This window comes from Aeromicrobium sp. 9AM, assembly GCF_902506105.1.
In the GTDB taxonomy this organism is placed as follows: domain Bacteria; phylum Actinomycetota; class Actinomycetes; order Propionibacteriales; family Nocardioidaceae; genus Aeromicrobium.
This window is the reverse complement of the sequence record NZ_LR733304.1, coordinates 2237982-2257759: the sequence shown is the minus strand read 5'-3', so window position 1 is coordinate 2257759 and position 19778 is coordinate 2237982. Positions and strand designations below refer to the sequence as shown.

General features: G+C 69.3%; 18 protein-coding genes. 14 read left to right on the top strand and 4 right to left on the bottom strand.

The window, feature by feature from the left end; translation table 11 throughout:
* Positions 1-142: 142 nt before the first annotated feature.
* The 10 genes from BOSE46_RS17600 (at position 143) to BOSE46_RS17555 (ending at position 12315) form a co-directional block, all read left to right on the top strand.
* Positions 143-1249, top strand: a complete 1107-nt coding sequence (locus BOSE46_RS17600; protein ID WP_159541475.1) for an NYN domain-containing protein — start codon at positions 143-145, stop codon at positions 1247-1249.
* Between the two features lie 35 nt (positions 1250-1284).
* The gene (locus BOSE46_RS17595) at positions 1285-2391 is read left to right on the top strand and encodes a GuaB3 family IMP dehydrogenase-related protein (RefSeq protein WP_159541474.1); all 1107 of its coding nucleotides are present in this window, start codon (positions 1285-1287) and stop codon (positions 2389-2391) included.
* 92 nt (positions 2392-2483) lie between these two features.
* On the top strand, positions 2484-2948 hold the full coding sequence (locus BOSE46_RS17590; RefSeq protein ID WP_159541473.1) for a GNAT family N-acetyltransferase: 465 nt from the start codon (positions 2484-2486) through the stop codon (positions 2946-2948).
* The gene (locus BOSE46_RS17585; RefSeq protein ID WP_159541472.1) at positions 2948-3754 is read left to right on the top strand and encodes an MOSC domain-containing protein; all 807 of its coding nucleotides are present in this window, start codon (positions 2948-2950) and stop codon (positions 3752-3754) included. Before BOSE46_RS17590 ends, BOSE46_RS17585 begins: the two co-directional genes overlap by 1 nt.
* Before the next feature lie 117 nt (positions 3755-3871).
* On the top strand, positions 3872-4999 hold the full coding sequence (gene efeO / locus BOSE46_RS17580) for an iron uptake system protein EfeO (RefSeq protein ID WP_159541471.1): 1128 nt from the start codon (positions 3872-3874) through the stop codon (positions 4997-4999).
* A gap of 9 nt (positions 5000-5008) precedes the next feature.
* On the top strand, positions 5009-6301 hold the full coding sequence (efeB, locus tag BOSE46_RS17575) for an iron uptake transporter deferrochelatase/peroxidase subunit (RefSeq protein WP_159541470.1): 1293 nt from the start codon (positions 5009-5011) through the stop codon (positions 6299-6301).
* A 58-nt stretch (positions 6302-6359) separates the two neighbouring features.
* The gene (locus BOSE46_RS17570) at positions 6360-7931 is read left to right on the top strand and encodes a succinic semialdehyde dehydrogenase (RefSeq protein ID WP_159541469.1); all 1572 of its coding nucleotides are present in this window, start codon (positions 6360-6362) and stop codon (positions 7929-7931) included.
* Between the two features lie 75 nt (positions 7932-8006).
* Positions 8007-9698: a GMC oxidoreductase gene (locus BOSE46_RS17565; protein ID WP_159541468.1), complete on the top strand. Its 1692-nt coding sequence runs from the start codon at positions 8007-8009 to the stop codon at positions 9696-9698.
* A gap of 370 nt (positions 9699-10068) precedes the next feature.
* Positions 10069-11628 carry a glutamine-hydrolyzing GMP synthase gene (guaA, locus tag BOSE46_RS17560; protein WP_159541467.1) on the top strand — a complete coding sequence of 520 codons (1560 nt, stop codon included), beginning with the start codon at positions 10069-10071 and terminating at the stop codon, positions 11626-11628.
* Between the two features lie 48 nt (positions 11629-11676).
* Positions 11677-12315 (top strand): hypothetical protein, encoded by a 639-nt coding sequence (locus tag BOSE46_RS17555; RefSeq protein WP_159541466.1) that lies wholly within the window; start codon positions 11677-11679, stop codon positions 12313-12315.
* On the opposite strand, the gene BOSE46_RS17550 is transcribed toward BOSE46_RS17555, so the two are convergent.
* The 3 genes from BOSE46_RS17550 to BOSE46_RS17540 are packed head-to-tail and all read right to left on the bottom strand — an operon-like array spanning position 12306 to position 14617.
* Positions 12306-13403, bottom strand: coding sequence for a glutamate--cysteine ligase (locus tag BOSE46_RS17550; RefSeq protein ID WP_159541465.1), 1098 nt, complete (start codon positions 13401-13403; stop codon positions 12306-12308). The two genes, BOSE46_RS17555 and BOSE46_RS17550, sit on opposite strands and share 10 nt — an antisense overlap.
* A 2-nt stretch (positions 13404-13405) precedes the next feature.
* The gene (locus BOSE46_RS17545) at positions 13406-13957 is read right to left on the bottom strand and encodes a hemerythrin domain-containing protein (protein ID WP_159541464.1); all 552 of its coding nucleotides are present in this window, start codon (positions 13955-13957) and stop codon (positions 13406-13408) included.
* Between the two features lie 45 nt (positions 13958-14002).
* On the bottom strand, positions 14003-14617 hold the full coding sequence (locus BOSE46_RS17540; RefSeq protein WP_159541463.1) for a flavodoxin family protein: 615 nt from the start codon (positions 14615-14617) through the stop codon (positions 14003-14005).
* Between the two features lie 134 nt (positions 14618-14751).
* Here BOSE46_RS17540 and BOSE46_RS17535 point away from each other — a divergent pair, with 134 nt between their 5' ends.
* From BOSE46_RS17535 to BOSE46_RS17520, 4 genes are read left to right on the top strand one after another with little or no spacing between them, the layout of a single operon-like run.
* The gene (locus BOSE46_RS17535) at positions 14752-15228 is read left to right on the top strand and encodes an SRPBCC domain-containing protein (RefSeq protein ID WP_159541462.1); all 477 of its coding nucleotides are present in this window, start codon (positions 14752-14754) and stop codon (positions 15226-15228) included.
* Positions 15228-16409: a zinc-dependent alcohol dehydrogenase gene (locus BOSE46_RS17530; protein ID WP_159541461.1), complete on the top strand. Its 1182-nt coding sequence runs from the start codon at positions 15228-15230 to the stop codon at positions 16407-16409. The genes BOSE46_RS17535 and BOSE46_RS17530 overlap by 1 nt, the downstream gene beginning before the upstream one ends.
* A complete protein-coding gene (locus BOSE46_RS17525) occupies positions 16406-17350 on the top strand; it encodes an SDR family oxidoreductase (RefSeq protein WP_159541460.1) in 945 nt (314 codons plus the stop codon). Before BOSE46_RS17530 ends, BOSE46_RS17525 begins: the two co-directional genes overlap by 4 nt.
* Positions 17347-18945 (top strand): NAD(P)/FAD-dependent oxidoreductase, encoded by a 1599-nt coding sequence (locus tag BOSE46_RS17520; protein WP_159541459.1) that lies wholly within the window; start codon positions 17347-17349, stop codon positions 18943-18945. Before BOSE46_RS17525 ends, BOSE46_RS17520 begins: the two co-directional genes overlap by 4 nt.
* Here BOSE46_RS17520 and BOSE46_RS17515 read toward each other — a convergent pair.
* Positions 18935-19768 carry a hypothetical protein gene (locus tag BOSE46_RS17515; RefSeq protein WP_159541458.1) on the bottom strand — a complete coding sequence of 278 codons (834 nt, stop codon included), beginning with the start codon at positions 19766-19768 and terminating at the stop codon, positions 18935-18937. The genes BOSE46_RS17520 and BOSE46_RS17515 overlap by 11 nt on opposite strands.
* Between the last annotated feature and the right edge of the window lie 10 nt (positions 19769-19778).

Sequence of the window (19778 nt, the reverse complement as noted above, 5' to 3'; positions counted from 1 at the left end):
AGAGCTCGCTCCCGCTCGGCCGCGGGCGGCCTCGCTAGGAACCGGAGCACTCGCTCGCTAGGCGCGGAGCGCCGGGAGGGAGCGCCAGCGACCGAAGCGTGGTGCGGGGACTCCTCAGCGTGAGCACCGTTAGCCTCGTGGGGTGAGCATCCGCAAGAACGTCGCCGTCTTCATCGACGCCGAGAACCTGTTCAAGGGTTACGGCAAGCTCGACATCCCCGACGTGTCGATGGAGGACATCCTCAACCAGATCGACAAGGCCGCCTCGCAGGAGGCCGGCGCCAACGGCATCGCGGTCGCCCGGGCGTACGCCGACTGGAACGCGCTGGGCCTCGAGGACTACCGCCGCGACGTCGAGCGGAGCCGGGTCGAGACCGTCCAGGTCTTCTCGGTGGGCAAGGCCGAGAAGAACGCCGCCGACATCGTCCTGGTCGTCGACTGCCTGCGGGTCGCCGCCGATCTGGACCACATCGAGGTGTTCGTCCTGGTGTCGGCCGACGGCGACTTCGTGCCGCTGGTGCGCAGGCTGCACGAGCTCGACAAGTACGTCGTGGGCGCCACGCTGTCCAACCACCCGGTCAACTCGGTGCTGGAGAAGGAGGTCGACCAGTACGTCGGCCTCAAGGTCACCCCGGTCCCGCCTGCGGCAGCGCTGCAGCCGGTGTTCTCCGCCGGGGAGCCGGCCAAGAAGTCGGCTGCTCCTCGCAAGGCCGCCGCGAAGAAGGTCGTGGAGCCTCCGCCGGTGAAGGAGGCGCCCGCCAAGAAGGAGGCGCCCGCCAAGAAGGAGGCGGCCGCCAAGAAGACCGCGAAGAAGACGGCCAAGAAGCAGGAACCGGCGCCGGACAAGAATCCGCCGCGGGCCGGCGGCAAGCCCGAGTGGCACAAGATCGCCTCACAGATCCCCGTCGTCCACGAGGGTCGCGCATCGTCGCCCGACGACTACAAGGCGATCATGAAGAAGGTGCTGACCGAGCCCAAGGTCCGCAGCTATCTCGACCAGCTCGCCAACCACGGCGGCACGCTGCCGATCCTCGCGATGGCGATCAAGGCCGCAGCGCCGCAGGTCAGCCCGTCGGACGCCAAGGTCAGCACCCTGTCGCGCGCGCTCCGCTTCGCGCTCGCCGGGACGCCGTACGCCTTGGCGCGCCAGAGCGACGACGTCCAGCCCGTGCTCGTGCGGCGTTCGAGCAAGCCGGCCGGGATGCTCCCCGACCTGTCGCTCGACGACATCCAGCGGGGCGTCCAGTAGGTCACCCGGTCCCTCCATCGCACTAGGCTGTACGCATGGCAGACATCGAGATCGGCACGGCAAAGCGCGGCCGACGTGCGTACTCCTTCGACGACATCGCGATCGTCCCGAGCCGGCGTACGCGAGACCCCGAAGAGGTCTCGACCGCGTGGCAGATCGACGCCTACCGGTTCGAGCTCCCGGTCATCGCCGCCCCGATGGACTCGGTCATGAGTCCCGAGACGGCGATCGCCCTGGGCAAGCACGGCGGACTCGGTGTGCTGGACCTCGAAGGACTGTGGACGCGCTACGAGGATCCCGAGAAGCTGCTCGAGGAGGTCGCCGGCATCGACGGCCCACTGGCCACCAAGCGCCTGCAGGAGATCTACGCCGAGCCCATCAAGGCGGAGCTCATCACCGCGCGCCTGAAGCAGATGCGCGACTCGGGGGTCACCGTGGCCGGCGCGCTGTCGCCGCAGCGCACCAAGCAGTTCGCCGACGCCGTCGTCGATGCGGGCGTCGACCTGTTCGTCATCCGCGGCACCACGGTGTCGGCCGAGCACGTCTCGGGGCAGACCGAGCCGCTCAACCTCAAGGAGTTCATCTACGAGCTCGACGTCCCGGTCATCGTCGGTGGCTGCGCGACCTACCAGGCGGCGCTGCACCTGATGCGCACGGGCGCCGCCGGCGTGCTCGTCGGGTTCGGTGGCGGTGCCGCGCACACGACCCGCAGCGTGCTGGGCGTCGCGGTGCCGATGGCTTCTGCGGTCGCTGACGTCGCAGCGGCCCGGCGTGACTACCTCGACGAGTCCGGCGGCCGCTACGTGCACGTCATCGCCGACGGCTCGATCGGTCGCAGCGGTGACATCGCCAAGGCCATCGCCTGCGGCGCCGATGCCGTCATGATCGGTTCTCCCTTCGCCCGCGCCGTCGAGGCCCCCGGTCGCGGATTCCACTGGGGCGCCGAGGCCTGGCACCCCGACCTCCCGCGCGGCGCCCGCGTCGAGATGGGCACCGTCGGCGACCTCGAGTCGGTGCTGTTCGGCCCCTCGTCCGTCCCCGACGGCACCATGAACCTCATCGGTGCCCTGCGCCGAGCCATGGCGACGACGGGCTACACCGACCTCAAGGAGTTCCAGCGGGTCGAGGTCGTCGTCGGCTGACCTCACCCCACGAAACCGCTCGCCACACGTCAAGGTGTGCATGTCGAAAGGGCTCACGATTTCGCGGGGGCCCCGAGGCAGCAGGAGAATCAGTGATCAAATTCAGGCTTGAGCGCGTGCCCTTCGGGCATCCCGACGCCGTGGCGCTGCGTGACGAGCACGTGGCCTACGGCAACCAGCTCTACGCATCAGACCCGGCGTCCCTGCACCGGTCCGGGTCAGAGGGCATCGAGCCGTCATCGGTCGTCGCCACCGTCGTGGCGTACGGCGAGGAGGGTCCGGTGGGCCACGCGTGCCTGCGGCAGCTGGACGGCGAGCTCGAGATCAAGCGCATGTACGTCGTGCCGAGCAGCCGCGGAACCGGCATCGCCGACGACCTGTTGGCCGCCATGGAGCAGGCCGCGCGTGACGAGGGTGCGCGTCGGGTCATCATCCACACCGGCGACCGCCAGCATGCCGCGCTGAAGTTCTACGACCGCCACGGCTACACCTCGATCCCGGTCTACCCGCCGTACGAAGAGGTCACCTACTCGCTGTGCTTCGAGAAGCTGCTCTGATGCGGGTCGAGTCGCTCCACGTCTACCCGGTCAAGGCGACGGCACCGGTCGACCTGGCCTCTGCCCGTGTCGAGCTCGCCGGACTGCGCGACGACCGGCGCTGGGCCGTCGTCGACCCGCAGGGCGTCAGGCTCAACGCGACGACACACGGCCGGCTGCTGACGGTCACGGCGACTCCGGACGAGTCGGGTGCGCTGACCCTCACGGCTCCGGACCAGCGGCCGCTCGCGGTGGCCGTACCCATCGGAGGCCCCATGGTTCCGGTCAACGTCACGAGGCTCGCGTCGATGGTCGACGCCGGTGACGATGCGGCTACGTGGTTCAGCCAGGTCCTGGACGAGCCGGTCCGGCTGGTGTGGCAGGACGACCCGGCCCGACGGCCGATCTCGGACAAGCACGGTGGCCTGGGTGCCGAGCCGCTCAGCCTGGCCGACACCGGGCCGCTGCTGCTCACCACCACGTCGTCGCTGGCGCAGCTCGACGCCTGGATCGCAGCGGAGCACGAGCCGCAGCCCATGGTGATGCGGCGTTTCCGTCCCAACGTCGTCGTCGAGGGCTCGGACGTCCCGTTCGCCGAGGACGACTGGCGCGGCCTCCACATCGGCGACGTGCCCTACCGCTTCGCCGAGCACTGCGACCGCTGTGTCGTGACGACGATCGACCCGCTGACATTGGCCCACGGCAAGGAGCCGATCCGTACGCTCGCGCGCCACCGCAAGTGGGCCGGCAAGACGTGGTTCGGCATCCGCATCGTCCCGCTTGCGACCGGCAAGGTGTCGGTCGGCGACGAGGTCACGGTCGCGTAGGCCCGTCGAACACATCACACCCGGGGCCACTGGCCTGCTGGGTCAGGGGTGCCTTAGCATGGTGAGGCTAGCCTTATATCGAGGCCGAGCCCGACCTCCCCGAAGGAATTCCCTGCAATGAAGCCTCTTGCCACGCTCGGCGTGCTGACGATCGCCGCCCTGAGCTTGACGGCCTGTGCCGACGACCCCAAGTCGTCCTCCGGCGGCCTCACGGTCGAAGCCACGGACTCCAAGTGCAGCGTCTCGCAGACCGACCTCAAGGCCGGCCCGTCGACGTTCAAGGTCACCAACAAGGGCAGCAAGGTCACCGAGTTCTACGTCTACGCCGACGGCGACCGCATCATGGGCGAGGTCGAGAACGTCGGACCCGGCCTGACCCGCAACCTGGTCGTCGACCTGCCCAAGGGCTCGTACGAAGGCGCCTGCAAGCCCGGCATGGTCGGTGACGGTATCCGCCAGAAGCTCACGGTCACGGGCGAGGCAGCCAAGAAGCTGTCCGACTCCCAGGAGCTCAAGGCCGCCGCGACGTCGTACGAGCGCTACGTCAACTCCCAGACCGTCGCGCTGATCGCCAAGACGGATGAGTTCGTCACTGCGGTCAAGGACGGCGACGTCACGGAGGCCAAGAAGCTCTACCCGATCGCCCGTACGTACTGGGAGCGCATCGAGCCGGTGGCCGAGAAGTTCGGCGACCTCGACCCGCTGACCGACGGTCGCGAGGCCGACGCGAAGGCCGAGAAGCGCGACTTCACCGGCTGGCACCGCATCGAGAAGCAGCTGTGGGTCGACAACAACACCGAGGGCATGGCGCCGTACGCCGACGACCTGCTCACCAACGTCAAGAAGATCGTGGCGCTCGGCAAGGACGCCCCGCTGACGGCGCTCGAGCTCGCGCAGGGCTCCAAGGGCCTGCTGGACGAGGTCGCGACCAGCAAGATCACCGGCGAGGAGGACGAGTTCAGCCACACCGACCTCTGGGACTTCAAGGCGAACATCGAAGGCTCCGAGGCTGCCATCGCGGCGCTCCGCCCGGTGCTGGAGAAGCAGGACCCGGCCCTCGTCAAGGAGCTCGACGCCAAGTTCAAGGCGCTCGACGACGACCTCGACCAGTACCAGGACGACAACGGCGACTGGACGTTCTACGACAAGCTCACCAAGGCTCAGGTCAAGCGCCTGTCCGACCTGGTGGCCGCCGTCAGTGAACCGATCAGCCGCGTCGCCGCCGTGGTTGCCGAGTCTGCGTAGCCTGAACTGATGTCTGAGCAGAACGAGTCCACGTCGGGCCTCTCCCGCCGCAAGCTGATCGGCGCGGCCGGGATCGGTGCGCTCGCGGTCGGTGCCGGCGGCGGCTATGCCGTCGGCCGCCAGGGTGACGAGAGCCCCGCAGGGGTCGCCGATCCCGACGCGAAGCCGATCCCTTTCGAGGGTGCGCACCAGGCCGGCATCGTCACGCCGGCGCAGGACCGCCTCTACTTCGTCGCGCTGGACATGACGAGCGAGGAGCGCGCCGACCTGATCTCGCTGCTCAAGGACTGGACCGAAGCGGCGCGGCAGATGACGCAGGGCAACGACGTCGGCAAGTTCGGCGCGGTGTCCGGCTCGCCGTTCGCACCGCCGGAGGACACCGGCGAGGCGCTGGGCCTGCCGCCGTCGGGGCTCACCATCACGGTGGGCTTCGGTCGCGGCCTGTTCGTCGATGCCAAGGGCAAGGCCCGGTTCGGTCTCGACGGCAAGCTGCCCGACAAGCTCAAGCAGCTGCCGGCGTTCTCCGGCGACCAGCTCGATCCGGCGATCAGCGACGGGGACCTGGCGATCCAGGCCTGTGCCAACGACCCGCAGGTCGCGGTCCACGCGGTGCGCAACCTCGTACGCATCGCCTTCGGTCGCGCGTCAGTGCGTTACTCCCAGATGGGCTTCGGGCGTACGTCCTCGACGTCGTCCGCGCAGGTCACGGCCCGCAACATGCTCGGCTTCAAGGACGGCACCGCCAACATCAAGGTCGAGGACAAGAAGGACGTCCAGGACTTCGTCTGGGTGCCCAAGGAGGACGGCCCCGACTGGCTCGTCGGCGGCTCATACCTGGTCAGCCGCAAGATCAACATGCGCATCGAGATCTGGGACCGCGAGCCGCTCGAGGGCCAGGAGAACATCATCGGCCGCGCCAAGGGCTCCGGCGGCCCGCTGTCGGGCGGCGACGAGTTCGCCAAGCTCGACTTCACCCAGAAGAACGACCGCGGGGCACCGGTCATCGACAAGAAGTCGCACGTACGCCTGGCGCACCCCGACTTCAACCACGGCGCGAAGCTGCTGCGGCGTGGCTACAACTTCGTCGACGGCTCGGACGGCCTCGGCCAGCTCTCGGCCGGGCTGTTCTTCATCGCGTACCAGCGGGATCCCGAGAAGCAGTTCGTCCAGGTCCAGCGCTCGCTCGCCGGTTCGCAGAACGACCTGCTCAACGAGTACATCGTGCACGTGAGCTCGGGCCTGTTCGCCTGCCCGCCCGGTGTCGGCCGCAAGGGCTTCTGGGGCGAAGGGCTCTTCACCTGAGCGTGAGTCTCGTTACTCGCCGGTAGTCATGTGACACGAGCAATGTCATACTCAGGGTATGACCACGCTCGACTCACCTGCGCAGACCTCGTCGCCCGTGTCCTCGGCACGTGCTGCCGAGCTCACGAGCCTCGTCCGTACGACCTCCGGTGAGCACCGGACGACCCACTCGCCGCTGACCGGCGACCCGGTTGCGGACATCCCGGTGTCGAGCATCGCCGACGTCGACGAGGCATTCGCGACCGCGCGCGTCGCGCAGGAGGCATGGTCGAAGACCTCGCTCCGGGCTCGCAAGAAGGCCCTGCTGCGTCTGCACGACCTGGTCCTCGAGCACCAGGACGAGCTGCTCGACCTGATCCAGGTCGAGTCCGGCAAGAGCCGCGCGCACGCCTTCGACGAGGTCGCGCACCTGGCCCTCACGGCGCGTTTCTACGCCCGGCGGCTCAAGAAGCAGATCGGCACGCGCCGCCGCAACGGTGCGCTGCCGGGACTGACCTCCATCACTGTCAACCAGGTGCCCAAGGGTGTCGTCGGCATCATCAGTCCCTGGAACTACCCGCTCACGATGGCGATCTCCGACGGCATCCCGGCCATCGCGGCCGGCAATGCCGTGGTGCACAAGCCGGACAGCCAGAGCCCGCTGATCGCCCTCGCGGGCGTCGAACTGATGCGCAAGGCCGGCATTCCCGCCGACGTGTGGCAGGTCGTCAGCGGCGCCGGCTCCGTCGTCGGCACCGCGATCATCGAGCGCGCCGACTACGTCTGCTTCACCGGGTCGACCGCGACGGGCAAGCTCATCGCGCAGCAGGCCGCAGCGCGCCTCATCAGCTGCTCGCTCGAGCTCGGCGGCAAGAACCCCATGATCGTGCTGCCCAGCGCCGACATCGACAAGGCCGCGGCCGGCGCCGTGCAGGCGTGCTTCTCGTCCGCCGGCCAGCTCTGTGTCTCGATCGAGCGCCTGTACGTACCGGATTCGCGGTTCGAGGAGTTCAAGGCCGCGTTCGTCTCGCGGGTCGAGCACCTCGCACTCGGTGCCGCCCTCGACTGGGACGCCGACATCGGATCGCTCGTCTCGCAGGCCCAGCTCGACACCGTGACGAACCACGTCAAGGATGCCGTCGCCCACGGCGCCACCGTGCTGGTCGGCGGCAAGCCCAGGCCGGACATCGGTCCGTACTTCTACGAGCCGACCGTCCTAGAAGGCGTCACCGCGGACGCTGAGTGCTTCGCGGGGGAGACCTTCGGACCCCTGGTCTCTCTGTATCCCTACAAGACGGTCGACGACGCCATCTCGCTCGCCAACCAGGGGGAGTACGGACTCAACGCGAGCATCTGGGGCAAGCCGCGCGAGGCGCGCGCCATCGCCGCCCGCATCAAGGCCGGCACGATCAACATCAACGAGGGCTTCTCGGCGACGTTCGGCAGCGTCGACGCCCCGATGGGCGGCATGCGCCAGTCGGGTCTCGGCCGCAGGCAGGGCGCCGAGGGCATCCTCCGCTACACCGAGCCCCAGGCGGTCGGCGTGCAACGCGGCTTCCCGGTCGCCGGCCCGTCGTTCCTGCAACCCCGGACGTACGCCAAAGTGCTCACCGCCGGACTGAGGATCCTGAGGAGGACCCCGCGTGCATGAGCGAGCGCAGCGAGTGAACAGTGGAGTCGTCATGCTGACATCTCCGTACCGTGGCTTTCTCACGGAGGTGGCGGCATGACATTTGACTATGACGTCGTCGTCATCGGATCGGGGTTCGGCGGGAGCGTCTCGGCGCTGCGGCTGACCGAGAAGGGCTACAAGGTCGCCGTGCTCGAGGCCGGCAAGCGCTACGAGGACAAGGACTTCGCCAAGAACTCCTGGCGCCTGCGCAAGTTCCTCTGGATGCCCCAGCTCGGCTGCTACGGCATCCAGCGCATCGACAAGCTAAAGGACGTCCTCATCCTGTCCGGCGCGGGTGTCGGCGGTGGCTCGCTGGTGTACGCCAACACGCTCTACGAGCCGCTCGACCCGTTCTACAAGGACCCGGCGTGGGGCCACATCACCGACTGGCGGGCGGAGCTCGCGCCCTACTACGACCAGGCCAAGCGGATGCTGGGCGTCGAGGTCTACCCGATCGAGACCGCTGCCGACAAGATCATCAAGCAGGTCGCCGAGGACATGGGCGTCGGCGGCACGTTCCACCACACGCCCGTCGGGGTCTTCTTCGGCGCCGACCCCGGTGAGACGGTCGCGGACCCCTACTTCGGTGGCGCCGGGCCCGACCGGGCAGGCTGCCTGCACTGCGGCGAGTGCATGACCGGCTGCCGTCACAACGCCAAGAACACGCTGGTCAAGAACTACCTCTACCTCGCCGAGAAGGGTGGCGCCGAGGTCCACCCGCTCACGACGGTCACCTCGGTCACGCCGCTCCCCGGAGGCGGCTACGAGATCGAGACCCGCCGCACCAACCGGCGCTTCCGCCCGCACAAGAAGATCACCGCCGAGCAGGTCATCTTCTCGGCCAGCACGATGGGCACCCAGAAGCTGCTGCACAAGATGAAGGACCGCGGCGCGCTTCCGGGAGTCTCCGACCGGCTCGGGCTCCTCACGCGTACCAACTCCGAGGCCCTGCTGGGTGCGATCGCCGACGGCCGCGAGGTCGACTACAGCCACGGCGCCGCGATCACGTCGTCGTTCCACCCCGACGAGCACACCCACGTCGAGCCCGTGCGCTACGGCAAGGGCTCCAACGCGATGTCGCTGATGCAGACCGTGCTGACCGACGGCAGCACCGGCAAGCCGCGCTGGCGGGTGTGGCTCAAGGAGATGTGGCGACAGAAGTTCAGCATCTTCAAGCTGTACGACCTGCGGCACTGGTCGGAGCGCACGGTCATCGCCCTGGTCATGCAGACCCACGACAACTCCATCACGACGTACACCAAGCGAGGCATCACCGGCCGCCGCAAGCTGACGTCGAAGCAGGGCCATGGTGCGCCCAACCCCTCCTTCATCCCGCCGGCGCACGAAGCCGTGCAGCGGATGGCCGAGCACATGGACGGTACGCCCGGCGGCACGATCGGCGAGCCGTTCAACGTGCCGCTCACGGCTCACTTCATGGGCGGCTGTGCCATCGGCGACTCGCCGGAGACCGGTGTCATCGACCCGTACCAGCGGTTGTTCGGCCACGAGGGCTTGCACGTCGTCGACGGCTCGGCGATCAGCGCCAACCTCGGCGTGAACCCCTCCCTGACCATCACGGCGCAGGCCGAGCGCGCGATCTCCTACTGGCCCAACAAGGGCGAGGAGGACGCACGCCCGGCCGTCGGTGAGGCGTACCGCAAGCTGCAGCCCGTGCCGCCGAAGAACCCCGTCGTCCCTGCGGACGCCCCAGCCGCCCTGCGCCTCCCGATCGTCGGGGTGAGCTAGGGGCTTTTGATTACGTCGTGACCTCGCCTCTTCTTGCTGGGCACGAGCGCTGACAAGTCACCTGTCGCCCATCGACAAGCGTCGTTGCGTCGTCTGCTTGCGCTGCGTGGTCCGCTCGTCGACGGGCCACAACGGCCTCGTCAGCTCGGCACCCTTCCGCCGTGGGCGTGGGTCGGGTTGCTCCTAAAAGGTCCCGGAATGCACAGAGCCCGACCGGGAGGGAGCTCACGGGTCGGGCCCTGTTGTGCCACGAGGAGCAGCACATGATCTAACGGGAGGGAGTGTTGTTAGATCCACCCTGTAAAACGACCGCGGTCACAAGGGGTTACGCACGTTCCTGAAGATATTTTTTGGCCGATAGGATGGGCGCGTGACCCCTGATCATGACCTTGTTCTCGTCGTCGATTTCGGGGCGCAATACGCCCAGCTGATAGCCCGCCGGGTGCGTGAGGCGCGGGTCTACTCCGAGATCGTGCCGCACACCATGCCGATCAGCGAGATGCTGGCCAAGCAGCCGGCCGCGATCATCCTCTCCGGCGGACCGTCGTCGGTGTACGAGGCCGGTGCCCCACAGCTCGATGCGTCGCTGTTCGACGCCGAGGTTCCGGTGTTCGGCATCTGCTACGGCTTCCAGGCCATGGCCAAGGTCCTCGGCGGCGATGTCGCCCACACGGGTCAGCGTGAGTACGGCCGTACGTCGGTCAGCATCGCCGAGCCCGGCCGCCTGCTCGCCGGACTGCCCGCGACGCTCACGTCCTGGATGTCCCACGGCGACGAGGTCGTCGCCGCGCCTGAGGGCTTCGTCGTCAACGCCAACTCGCCCCGCGCCACAGTCGCCGCGTTCGAGCACACCGACCGCAGGCTCGCCGGCGTGCAGTGGCACCCCGAGGTGCTGCACAGCGAGCACGGCCAGCGCATCCTCGAGGCGTTCCTGGTCAACATCGCCGGCTGCCGCCAGACCTGGACCAGCAGCAACATCGTCGACGAGCAGGTCGAGCTGATCCGCGCGCAGGTCGGCGACGCCCGCGTCATCTCGGCCCTGTCCGGCGGCGTCGACTCGGCCGTGTCGACGGCACTGGTGCACCGGGCCATCGGCGACCAGTTGACCGCGGTGTTCGTCGACCACGGGCTGCTCCGCGAGGGCGAGGCCGAGCAGGTCGAGAAGGACTACGTCGAGGCCACCGGTGTCGACCTCAAGGTCGTCGACGCGCGGGATCAGTTCCTCGGCTTCCTCGCCGGCGTCTCCGACCCCGAGGAGAAGCGCAAGATCATCGGCCGCGAGTTCATCCGGGTCTTCGAGGCAGCCGAGCGCGAGGTGCTCGCAACCCCCGGCCCGCCGGTCAAGTTCCTCGTGCAGGGCACGCTCTATCCCGACGTCGTCGAGTCCGGCGGCGGCGAGGGAGCGGCCAACATCAAGAGCCACCACAACGTCGGCGGGCTCCCCGACGACCTCGTGTTCAGCCTGATCGAGCCGCTGCGCACCCTGTTCAAGGACGAGGTACGCGACGTCGGCCGCCAGCTCGGCATCCCCGAGGCGATCGTCGGGCGCCACCCCTTCCCGGGGCCCGGGCTCGCGATCCGCATCGTCGGCGCAGTCGACGCCGAACGCCTGCGCATCCTGCGCCGGGCCGACGCGATCGTCCGCGAGGAGACCACGACCGCCGGTCTCGACGGCGAGATCTGGCAGTTCCCCGTCGTGCTGCTGGCCGACGTGCGCTCGGTCGGCGTGCAGGGCGACGGTCGTACGTACGGACACCCGATCGTGCTGCGCCCGGTGTCGAGCGAGGACGCCATGACCGCCGACTGGAGCCGCCTGCCGTACGACGTGCTGGAGCGCATCTCGACCCGCATCACCAACGAGGTCGACGAGGTCAACCGGGTCGTGCTCGACATCACGAGCAAGCCGCCCGGCACGATCGAGTGGGAGTAGTCGCCCTGTCTTGTTAGGCTCTCCGGAGTCGATCGAAGGGGAACACCTGTGAGCAAGACCGCCTCCCAGCGGCCCAAGCGGGTGTTCGTGATCCTGTTCGCGATCGCGGTGCTGGCCGTCATCGCCTTCGCCGGATGGCGCCTCATGGGTGACGACGACCCCACCAAGCCGCTGGCGACCGGATCGGACTCGACCTCGGACACCGCAACGACGACGGCCCCCACGACCGAGCCGACCAAGACCAAGCCCACGCCCAAGGCCTCGTGCGAGGGGGCTGACACCCAGTTCAACGTCGAGGGCACCGAGCAGGAGAGCCTCCTGCCCGACTGCGGCACGACCCCGGTGACGCGCACGGAGCAGAAGAAGAAGGGCCTTGGCCTGGCGTGCGGCGGCTCCTACCCCGTCATCCTCTACAAGACCACGACGACCGACGCCAAGACCTCGATCTGCGGCAAGGACGCCTCCGGTGAGTCGTTCCGCTTCGTCACCAAGCCCAGCGGTGGTGACGTCGTCGACCTGCCCGGCAGCTATGACCCGCAGCGCGACGCGTTCGTCGCCAAGAAGGACGGCACGTCGTACGCGGTGCTGGGCTACAACGGCACGCTGATCGTCAAGAAGGACGGCTCGGCGTCGGAGCAGAAGTCGAGGGACTGGATCTCGCTCGACAACGAGTCCGACTACGACTGAGCGAATGACGCGCCGGTGCGCTCGATGAGGTCGTCGACCACCGCGGTCAGGTCCGAGGAGCGGGTCGCGACGGCACGCTGAGCGTCGGCTCCGGTGCCACCGGCCAGGAGGCGTCGTATGCCGTCCTCGACCAGCGCCGTCGTGCCGTGCTCCTCGAGCACGGGCCGCACGTGCTCGAGCAAGCGGGCCAGCGCCTTCTCGGCCGGCACGACCGCGCGGGTGACCGGATCCATCAGCGACTCCGCCAGTCCGTTGCGGCGCGCCCGCCAGCGAGCGGCTCGCAGCAGGTCGATCCGCCATGGCGTGGAGCTCTCGCCGGCGGCTCGGGACCGGGCGGCGGTCTCCACCAGGGCGCGAGCCACCTCGGCGATGAGCACCGTGGTGTCGAGGTCGGTGCACGCGTCCGCGACCCTGATCTCGATCGTCGGGAAGTTGCGGGACAGCCGCGCGTCGAAGTAGATCATCCCCTCGTCCAGCGCAGCGCCCGAGGCGATCAGCTCGCGGACGGCCTCCTCGTACCCAGCCGAGTCGCCGAACGGCTCGACCGGCCCGGCGCTCGGCCAGCCGTCGTAGAGCTGACGACGCCAGCTCGCGTAGCCGGTGTCCTCGCCGAGGTAGAACGGCGAGTTGACCGACATCGCGGCGACGAGAGGCAGCCACGGCTGGATCTCGTCGACGATGCCGACTGCCTCGGCCTGCTCGACGTGCACGTGGACGTGGGTCCCGCACACGAGACCGGCCTGCCCCAGCACCTTGCCGTACGCCTCGAGCATCGTCACGTAACGATGCTTGGGCGTGGTGCGACCGATCGTGTGCGGCAGGACCGGCGTCGCCACCGACACCAGCCGGGCGCCCGCGGACTCCGCCGACTCCGCCGCCAGGCGACGCTCCACGACCAGGTCGTCCCGGAGGGTGGTGAGGTCAGTGCGCGGCTGCGTGTGGATCTCGATCTGCTGGAGGAACAGCTCCTGGTCGAGGTCGTCCTCGGCGGTGCGGGTCGAGTGGATCACCCGGTCAGAGACCGGCATGAGCCGCCTGGTGCTGGGATCGACCAGGAACATCTCCTCCTCGACGCCCACCTCACGCACGGTCACTCCTCTTCTGCGTCGTCCAGGAGTCCTTCCTTGCGAGCCTGCTGAACGATCCGGCGTACGTTGGAGATGCTGCCGCAGTCGGCGTCGATCTGCCGATTGCGCTCGGCGGCGAACTGCTTGCCGAGGTCCATCCGCGTCGGCTCCCCGACGTCCTCTCGGGCTGGGTTGAGGATCGTCAGCTCCTCCTCCGTGAGGTGGTGGTTGACGAGCTCGGCGAGCTTCTCCAGGGCGTCGTCGAACTTCTGCGTGTCGGTGCCCGAGCACTCCAGCAGCGCCAGCAACGCCTCGTTGCCCTCGGCATGCTCCTCCTCGCCGTGGTCGACCTCCTCGGCGTCCGCGGAGGTCTTGCGGCGCAGCGCCGGGTAGACGTGCCTCTCCTCGGCCTCGGCGTGTGCCACGTGCAGGGCCGAGAACGCCGCTCGTACGCGTTCGCGGTCGCTCTCGGAGTTGCGGAGGTCGCGAAGCAGCGCCTCGAACCGTCGATGGTCCTCGATGATGAGGTCGATCACGTCGCCCGATTCGGGCCGGCCCAGGTCAATCGTCGTCATGCGATGCACCTACCCCGGCGAAGCAGCGGTCAATCCCGCTCGGCGTCAGGACGCGGGGTAGGCCGACACCTTGAGCGCGCGGGCCAGGTGCGCCGCGTTCGCGACGGCGGCCGACATCGCGGACGCCACGGGCTCCGGGGTCTGCTCGAGCTCGCGGTAGTCGGTCGTCTGCATGGCCTCGCCGTTCCAGTACGTCCCGCCCTGCGCCGCGATCGTGAAGCCCACGTCGTTGAGCGCCTGGTAGAGGTCGGCGGTGACCTTGTGGGCGCCGTCCTCGTTGCCGACGACGCCGACGACCGCGACCTTGCCGTAGAGGATCGGGTTGCCGTCGTCGCCCTCGCTGGAGAGCTCGGCATCCAGCCGCTCGAGCACGCGCTGGGCGACGCTGGACATGTGTCCCAGCCACGTCGGTGACACGAACACGAGGACATCAGCCGCCAGCACCTGGTCCCGCAGGGCGGGCCAGTCGTCACCGTCGCCCATGTCCGCCTCGACACCGGGCTTGATCGTGTGGTCGACCGGTCGCACGACCGTCCCGGTCACCCCCTTCTCGGCGAAGGCGTCCAGGAACTGGTGCGCCATCAGGTCGCCGCTCGATGCCTCGGGACTTGGCTTCAGGGAGCAGTTGATCGCGAGGACGGTGAGTGGTGTGGGCGCCATGGTTCTCCTTGGGTCGGGAACCGTACGCATACCCGACGGACCGCCCACGAAACCGTGGCGCGCGCTCGGCCGTTTGTCTGCGCGGGGCGGGGGTAGGACAGGCCAATGAACCCCTTGAACCGGCAGGACATCACGTGAGTGTCAACACCCGCCTCGTCGCCGCGACCCCCGACGAGGTGTGGAACGTGCTCGCCGACGGCTGGCTCTACCCGCTGTGGGTGGTCGGCGCTACTCGTATGCGCGACGTCGACAGCAACTGGCCCGAGAAGGGCAGCCGCATCCACCACTCGGTCGGTGTCTGGCCGTTGCTGATCAACGACCACACCGAGGTGCTCGAGGTCGTCCCCGGACGGTCGATCACCCTGCAGGCCCGCGCCTGGCCGGTCGGCGAGGCCAAGGTCCACATCAGGCTCAGCGACGTCGGCGCCCAGACCGAGGTCGTCATCGAGGAGGACGCGACGGCCGGTCCCGGCGTGCTGGTGCCCGAGCCGTTCAAGGGCATCACGCTCAAGTGGCGCAACGTCGAGACGCTCCGCCGTCTGGCCTTCATCGCCGAAGGCCGCCACACGAACGACCAGCCATCCACACCACGATCCACGAAGGAGAACTGATGCGCGCACTCACCTGGCAGGGGCGACGATCGGTCGCCGTCGAGACGGTCCCGGACCCCGTCATCCAGCAGCCCAACGACGCCATCATCAAGGTGACGTCGACCGCGATCTGCGGCTCCGACCTGCACCTCTACGAGGTGCTCGGCCCGTTCCTGCACCCCGGGGACGTGCTCGGACACGAGACCATGGGCGTCGTGCAGGAGGTCGGCCCCGAGGCGGGTGACCTCAAGGTCGGCGATCGCGTCGTCATCCCGTTCAACATCTCGTGCGGCCACTGCTGGATGTGCTCGCGCGGCTTGTTCGCGCAGTGCGAGACGACGCAGAACGAGAAGACCGGCAAGGGTGCGTCGCTGTTCGGCTACACCGAGCTGTACGGCTCGGTGCCCGGCGGGCAGGCGGAGTACCTCCGGGTGCCCGAGGCGCAGTTCGGGCCGATCAAGGTGCCCGAGGGAGCGCCCGACGAGCGATACCTCTACCTGTCCGACATCCTGCCGACGGCCTGGCAGGCGTTCGAGTTCGCCGACGTCCCCGAAGGCGGCACCCTCGCGGTGTTCGGGCTCGGCCCGGTCGGTCAGCTGACCGCGCGGATCGCGCTCAACGCGGGGCGCCGGGTGATCGGCGTCGACCGGGTCGCCGAGCGGCTCGATCTCGCCCGCTCGTACGGAGTCGAGGTCATCGACCTCGACACCGTCGACGAGATCGCAGAGGCGATCTTCGACCTGACGTCGGGTCGCGGCGCCGACGGCACGGTCGACGCGGTCGGCATGGAGGCGCACGGCTCACCGATCGCCAAGACCGCGATCAGTGCCGTGGGCATGCTCCCCGACGCCTTGGCCAGGCCCCTGACCGACAAGTTCGCGATCGACCGGCTGGCTGCGTTGATCGCCTGCATCAAGTCCGTACGCCGTGGCGGCACGGTCTCGGTGAGCGGCGTGTACGGCGGTGAGGTCGACCCGATGCCCATGATGGAGATGTTCGACCGCGGCATCACGATGCGGCTGGGCCAGTGCCACGTCAAGCGGTGGACCGACGACATCACCAAGGTGCTCCAGAAGGACGGCGACCTGTTGGGCGTCGAGTCCCTCGCGACGCACCACGTGCCGCTCGAGGAGGCACCGGCGGCGTACGAGATGTTCCAGAAGAAGCAGGACGGCTGCATCAAGGTGGTGCTCAAGCCGTGACCTCGGGCGCCCGGGTCCTGGTCGTCACGGGCGCGTCGAGCGGCATCGGCCGGGCCGTCGCGCTGCAGTCGGCGGCGGCCGGTGACCACGTCGTGCTGGTGGCCCGCGGCGAGCCGCCACTGCAGCAGGTCGCGCGCGAGTGCGAGGCGGCCGGCGCGGCATCGACGCTCGTCCTGCCGACCGACGTCGGTGACGACGCCGAGGTCGAGAAGCTGGTGACGGCGGTGACCTCGCAGCACGGGCGCATCGATGCGGTCGTCAACTGCGCGGGCGTCGTGGCCTACGGACGTACCGAGGAGGTGCCGGTCGACGTCTTCGAGGGCGTGCTGCGCACCAACCTGACAGGCGCCGTCAACGTGGCACGACACGTGATCCCGGTCCTGCGCCGCCAGCGCGAGGGCTCGCTCGTGCTTTTCGGCTCGGTCATCGGCCACATCAGCGTGCCGGGCATGAGCGCGTACGTGCTGAGCAAGTGGGGCGTCCGGGCGCTCGCCCGGCAGCTGCAGCTGGAGAACCGCGACCTCTCCGACGTGACAATCGCCTATGTCGCACCGGGCGGGGTCGACACCCCGATCTACGAGCAGGCCGCCAACTACGACGGCTTCGCCGGCCGGCCGCCGCCGCCCGTGCTGTCACCCGAGCGGGTCGCGCGGATCGCACTGCGCCGCCTGGACAACCACCGCGCGCGTACGCAGGTCGGCGTCGCCAACGACCTCATGCGCTTCGGCTTCAACGCGGTGCCGTGGGCCTTCGACATGCTGGTCGGGCCGTTGTTCCGCGTCATGGCGTCCGACCGTACGACGCGGGTCGAGCCGACCGAGGGCAACGTGCTCGAGTCCCACTTCGCCGGCAACCGGCTGCACGGTGCGCAGGGCAATGCGCTGATCGGGCTCGGCCGCAACGTGGTCGCGCGGCTGACCGGCAAGGACTCGCCGGCGTGACGCGTACGTACGACGCCGTCGTCGTCGGGGCGGGGCCCAACGGGCTCGTCGCCGCCAACCACCTCGCCGACGCCGGGTGGTCGGTCCTCGTGCTCGAGGCGCAGCCGGAGGTCGGGGGAGCGGTGCGCAGCGCCGAGGACGTCCATCCTGGGTTCGTGCACGACACGTTCAGCGCGTTCTACCCGTTGGCCGAGGCGTCGCCGACGATCCGGTCGTTCCACCTCGAGGAGCACGGCCTGGTGTGGCAGCACGCGCCCGCGGTGCTCGGTCATCCGACCAGGGACGGGCAGTGGGCGATGCTGCACCGCGACCGCGACATCACCGCCACGCTGATGGACGAGCAGCATCCTGGCGACGGAGCGTCGTGGCTGGCGCTCTGCGAGCAGTGGGACCGGATCGGCGACCACCTGGTCAAGGCCTTGCTGTCGCCGTTCCCGCCGGTCAAGAACGGGCTCGGCGCGCTCGCCCGCCTCCGCAGCGTCGGTGGGCTCGAGTTCGTCCGCACGATGCTGACCCCCGCCGCCGAGCTGGGGCTCGCGCGCTTCGGCGGCGTGTCACCCCGGTTGCTGATCGCCGGCAACGCCGGCCATGCGGACATCCCGTTGCACGCGCCGGGATCCGGCCTGATGGGCGTCCTGCTGGTCATGCTGGGCCAGACCGTCGGGTTTCCCGTGCCCCAAGGTGGCGCGGGCGAGCTGACCAAGGCGCTGGCGCGCCGGTTCGAGTCACTCGGCGGGGAGATCCACTGCTCGTCCGAGGTCTCCCGGATCACGATCGCGGACCGCCGGGCGGTCGGCGTACGCACGACGGACGGCGAGCACTTCGCCGCACGTCGGGCCGTCCTCGCCGATGTCGCGGCGCCCAACCTCTACGGCAAGCTCGTGCCTGCCGCGGACCTGCCCGAGCGGGTCGTCCGCGCGATGACGTCATTCGAGCTCGACCCGGGCACGGTCAAGGTCGACTGGGCCCTCGACGGCGGAGTGCCGTGGGCCAAGCCGCCGCCACATGATCCGGGCACCTTCCACATCGCCGACTCGGTCGAGCAGATGACCGAGGCGCTGGGGCAGGTGTCGGCGCGAGCGATCCCGGCGGCGCCGTTCATGCTCGCGGGCCAGATGTCGACGACTGATCCGACGCGCTCGCCGGCCGGGACCGAGGCGCTGTGGGCATACACGCACGTACCGCAGGACGCGATCCGCGACGCGGGGGAGGACGGCATCCGCGGGGTCTGGGACCGGGACGACTGCGAACGGTTCGCCGACCGCATGCAGGCGCGGATCGAGGAGGTGGCTCCGGGGTTCGGGTCGCGCATCATCGCCCGCCGGGTGCTGGGCCCGCGCGAGATGGAGCAGCGCGATGCCAACCTGATCGGTGGGGCGATCAACGGGGGCACGGCACAGCTCCACCAGGAGCTGATCTTCCGGCCCGTCCCAGGCCTGGGTCGCGCCGAGACCGCCATCCGTGGGCTCTACCTGGCGTCCGCGTCCGCGCACCCCGGCGGCGGGGTGCACGGCGCCTGCGGCATGAACGCAGCGCGTGCGGCGATCGCCCACACCCGCGTACGAGAGCTGCTCCCTGCGGCGCTCAGGCGTTGAGGCGCTCCAGCTCGGCCTCGGCGTCCTCCAGCGCCTCCTGGGCGCTGCGCTCGGCCTCCTCGGCCTTGTCGGCCTCCGTGTCGGCGCGGTCGAGGGCACGCTCGGTGTCTGCGATCTCTCGCTCGATCTCCTTGGCCTTCTTGCGAAGCTCCGCGAGCTCCGCCTGGATCTCGTCGCGTTCCTCGACCAGCGACTCCAGCTCGTCTGCCGCCGTCTTGGCCTTGCGGCGCGCCTTCTCGACCTTGGCCTCGGCCACCTCGAGGCGCTTGCGCTCCAGCTGGGTGGGGCCCTGCTTGACCTTCTTCGTACGAGGTCGGGCACCCTCCGGCGGGATCGCGACGACATCGGTCAAGTCGACCGGCTCGAACGGGCTGGCGGCGAACGTGGCGACGAGCAGTCCGTCCTGCACCGCGTTGGCCGCATCGGGGTCGGTCATGGCCGCGCGCAGGGTCTCCTCGACGCCGGCGGCGGCCGGGCCGCTCAGCGTGCCGCCCGAGGCCTTGGCGAGCTCGGCGGCCTCGTCGACGGCCTGCCGGGTGAGGTCTCGACGCGCACGATCGAGCAGTCGCGTGCGTGAGCCGTCGGAGTCTGCCTGCGCGTCGCGCAGCTGCTCACCGAGCTCGACGACCTCCTCGACCAGCTCGGCGCGCTCCCGCGCGAGCGCATTGACCGCCCACGCCGCCGCGCTCGGCTTGCGGAGCTCCTTGACCTGCTTGGCCAGCTCCTTGCTGCCGGCGTCGTCGGCGGCCTCCTTGCGGGCGGCGATGAACTCCGACAGCGGACGCCCGTAGAGCTCCTGGGCGATCGAACGCAGGTCAGCCATGCGCCCAGAC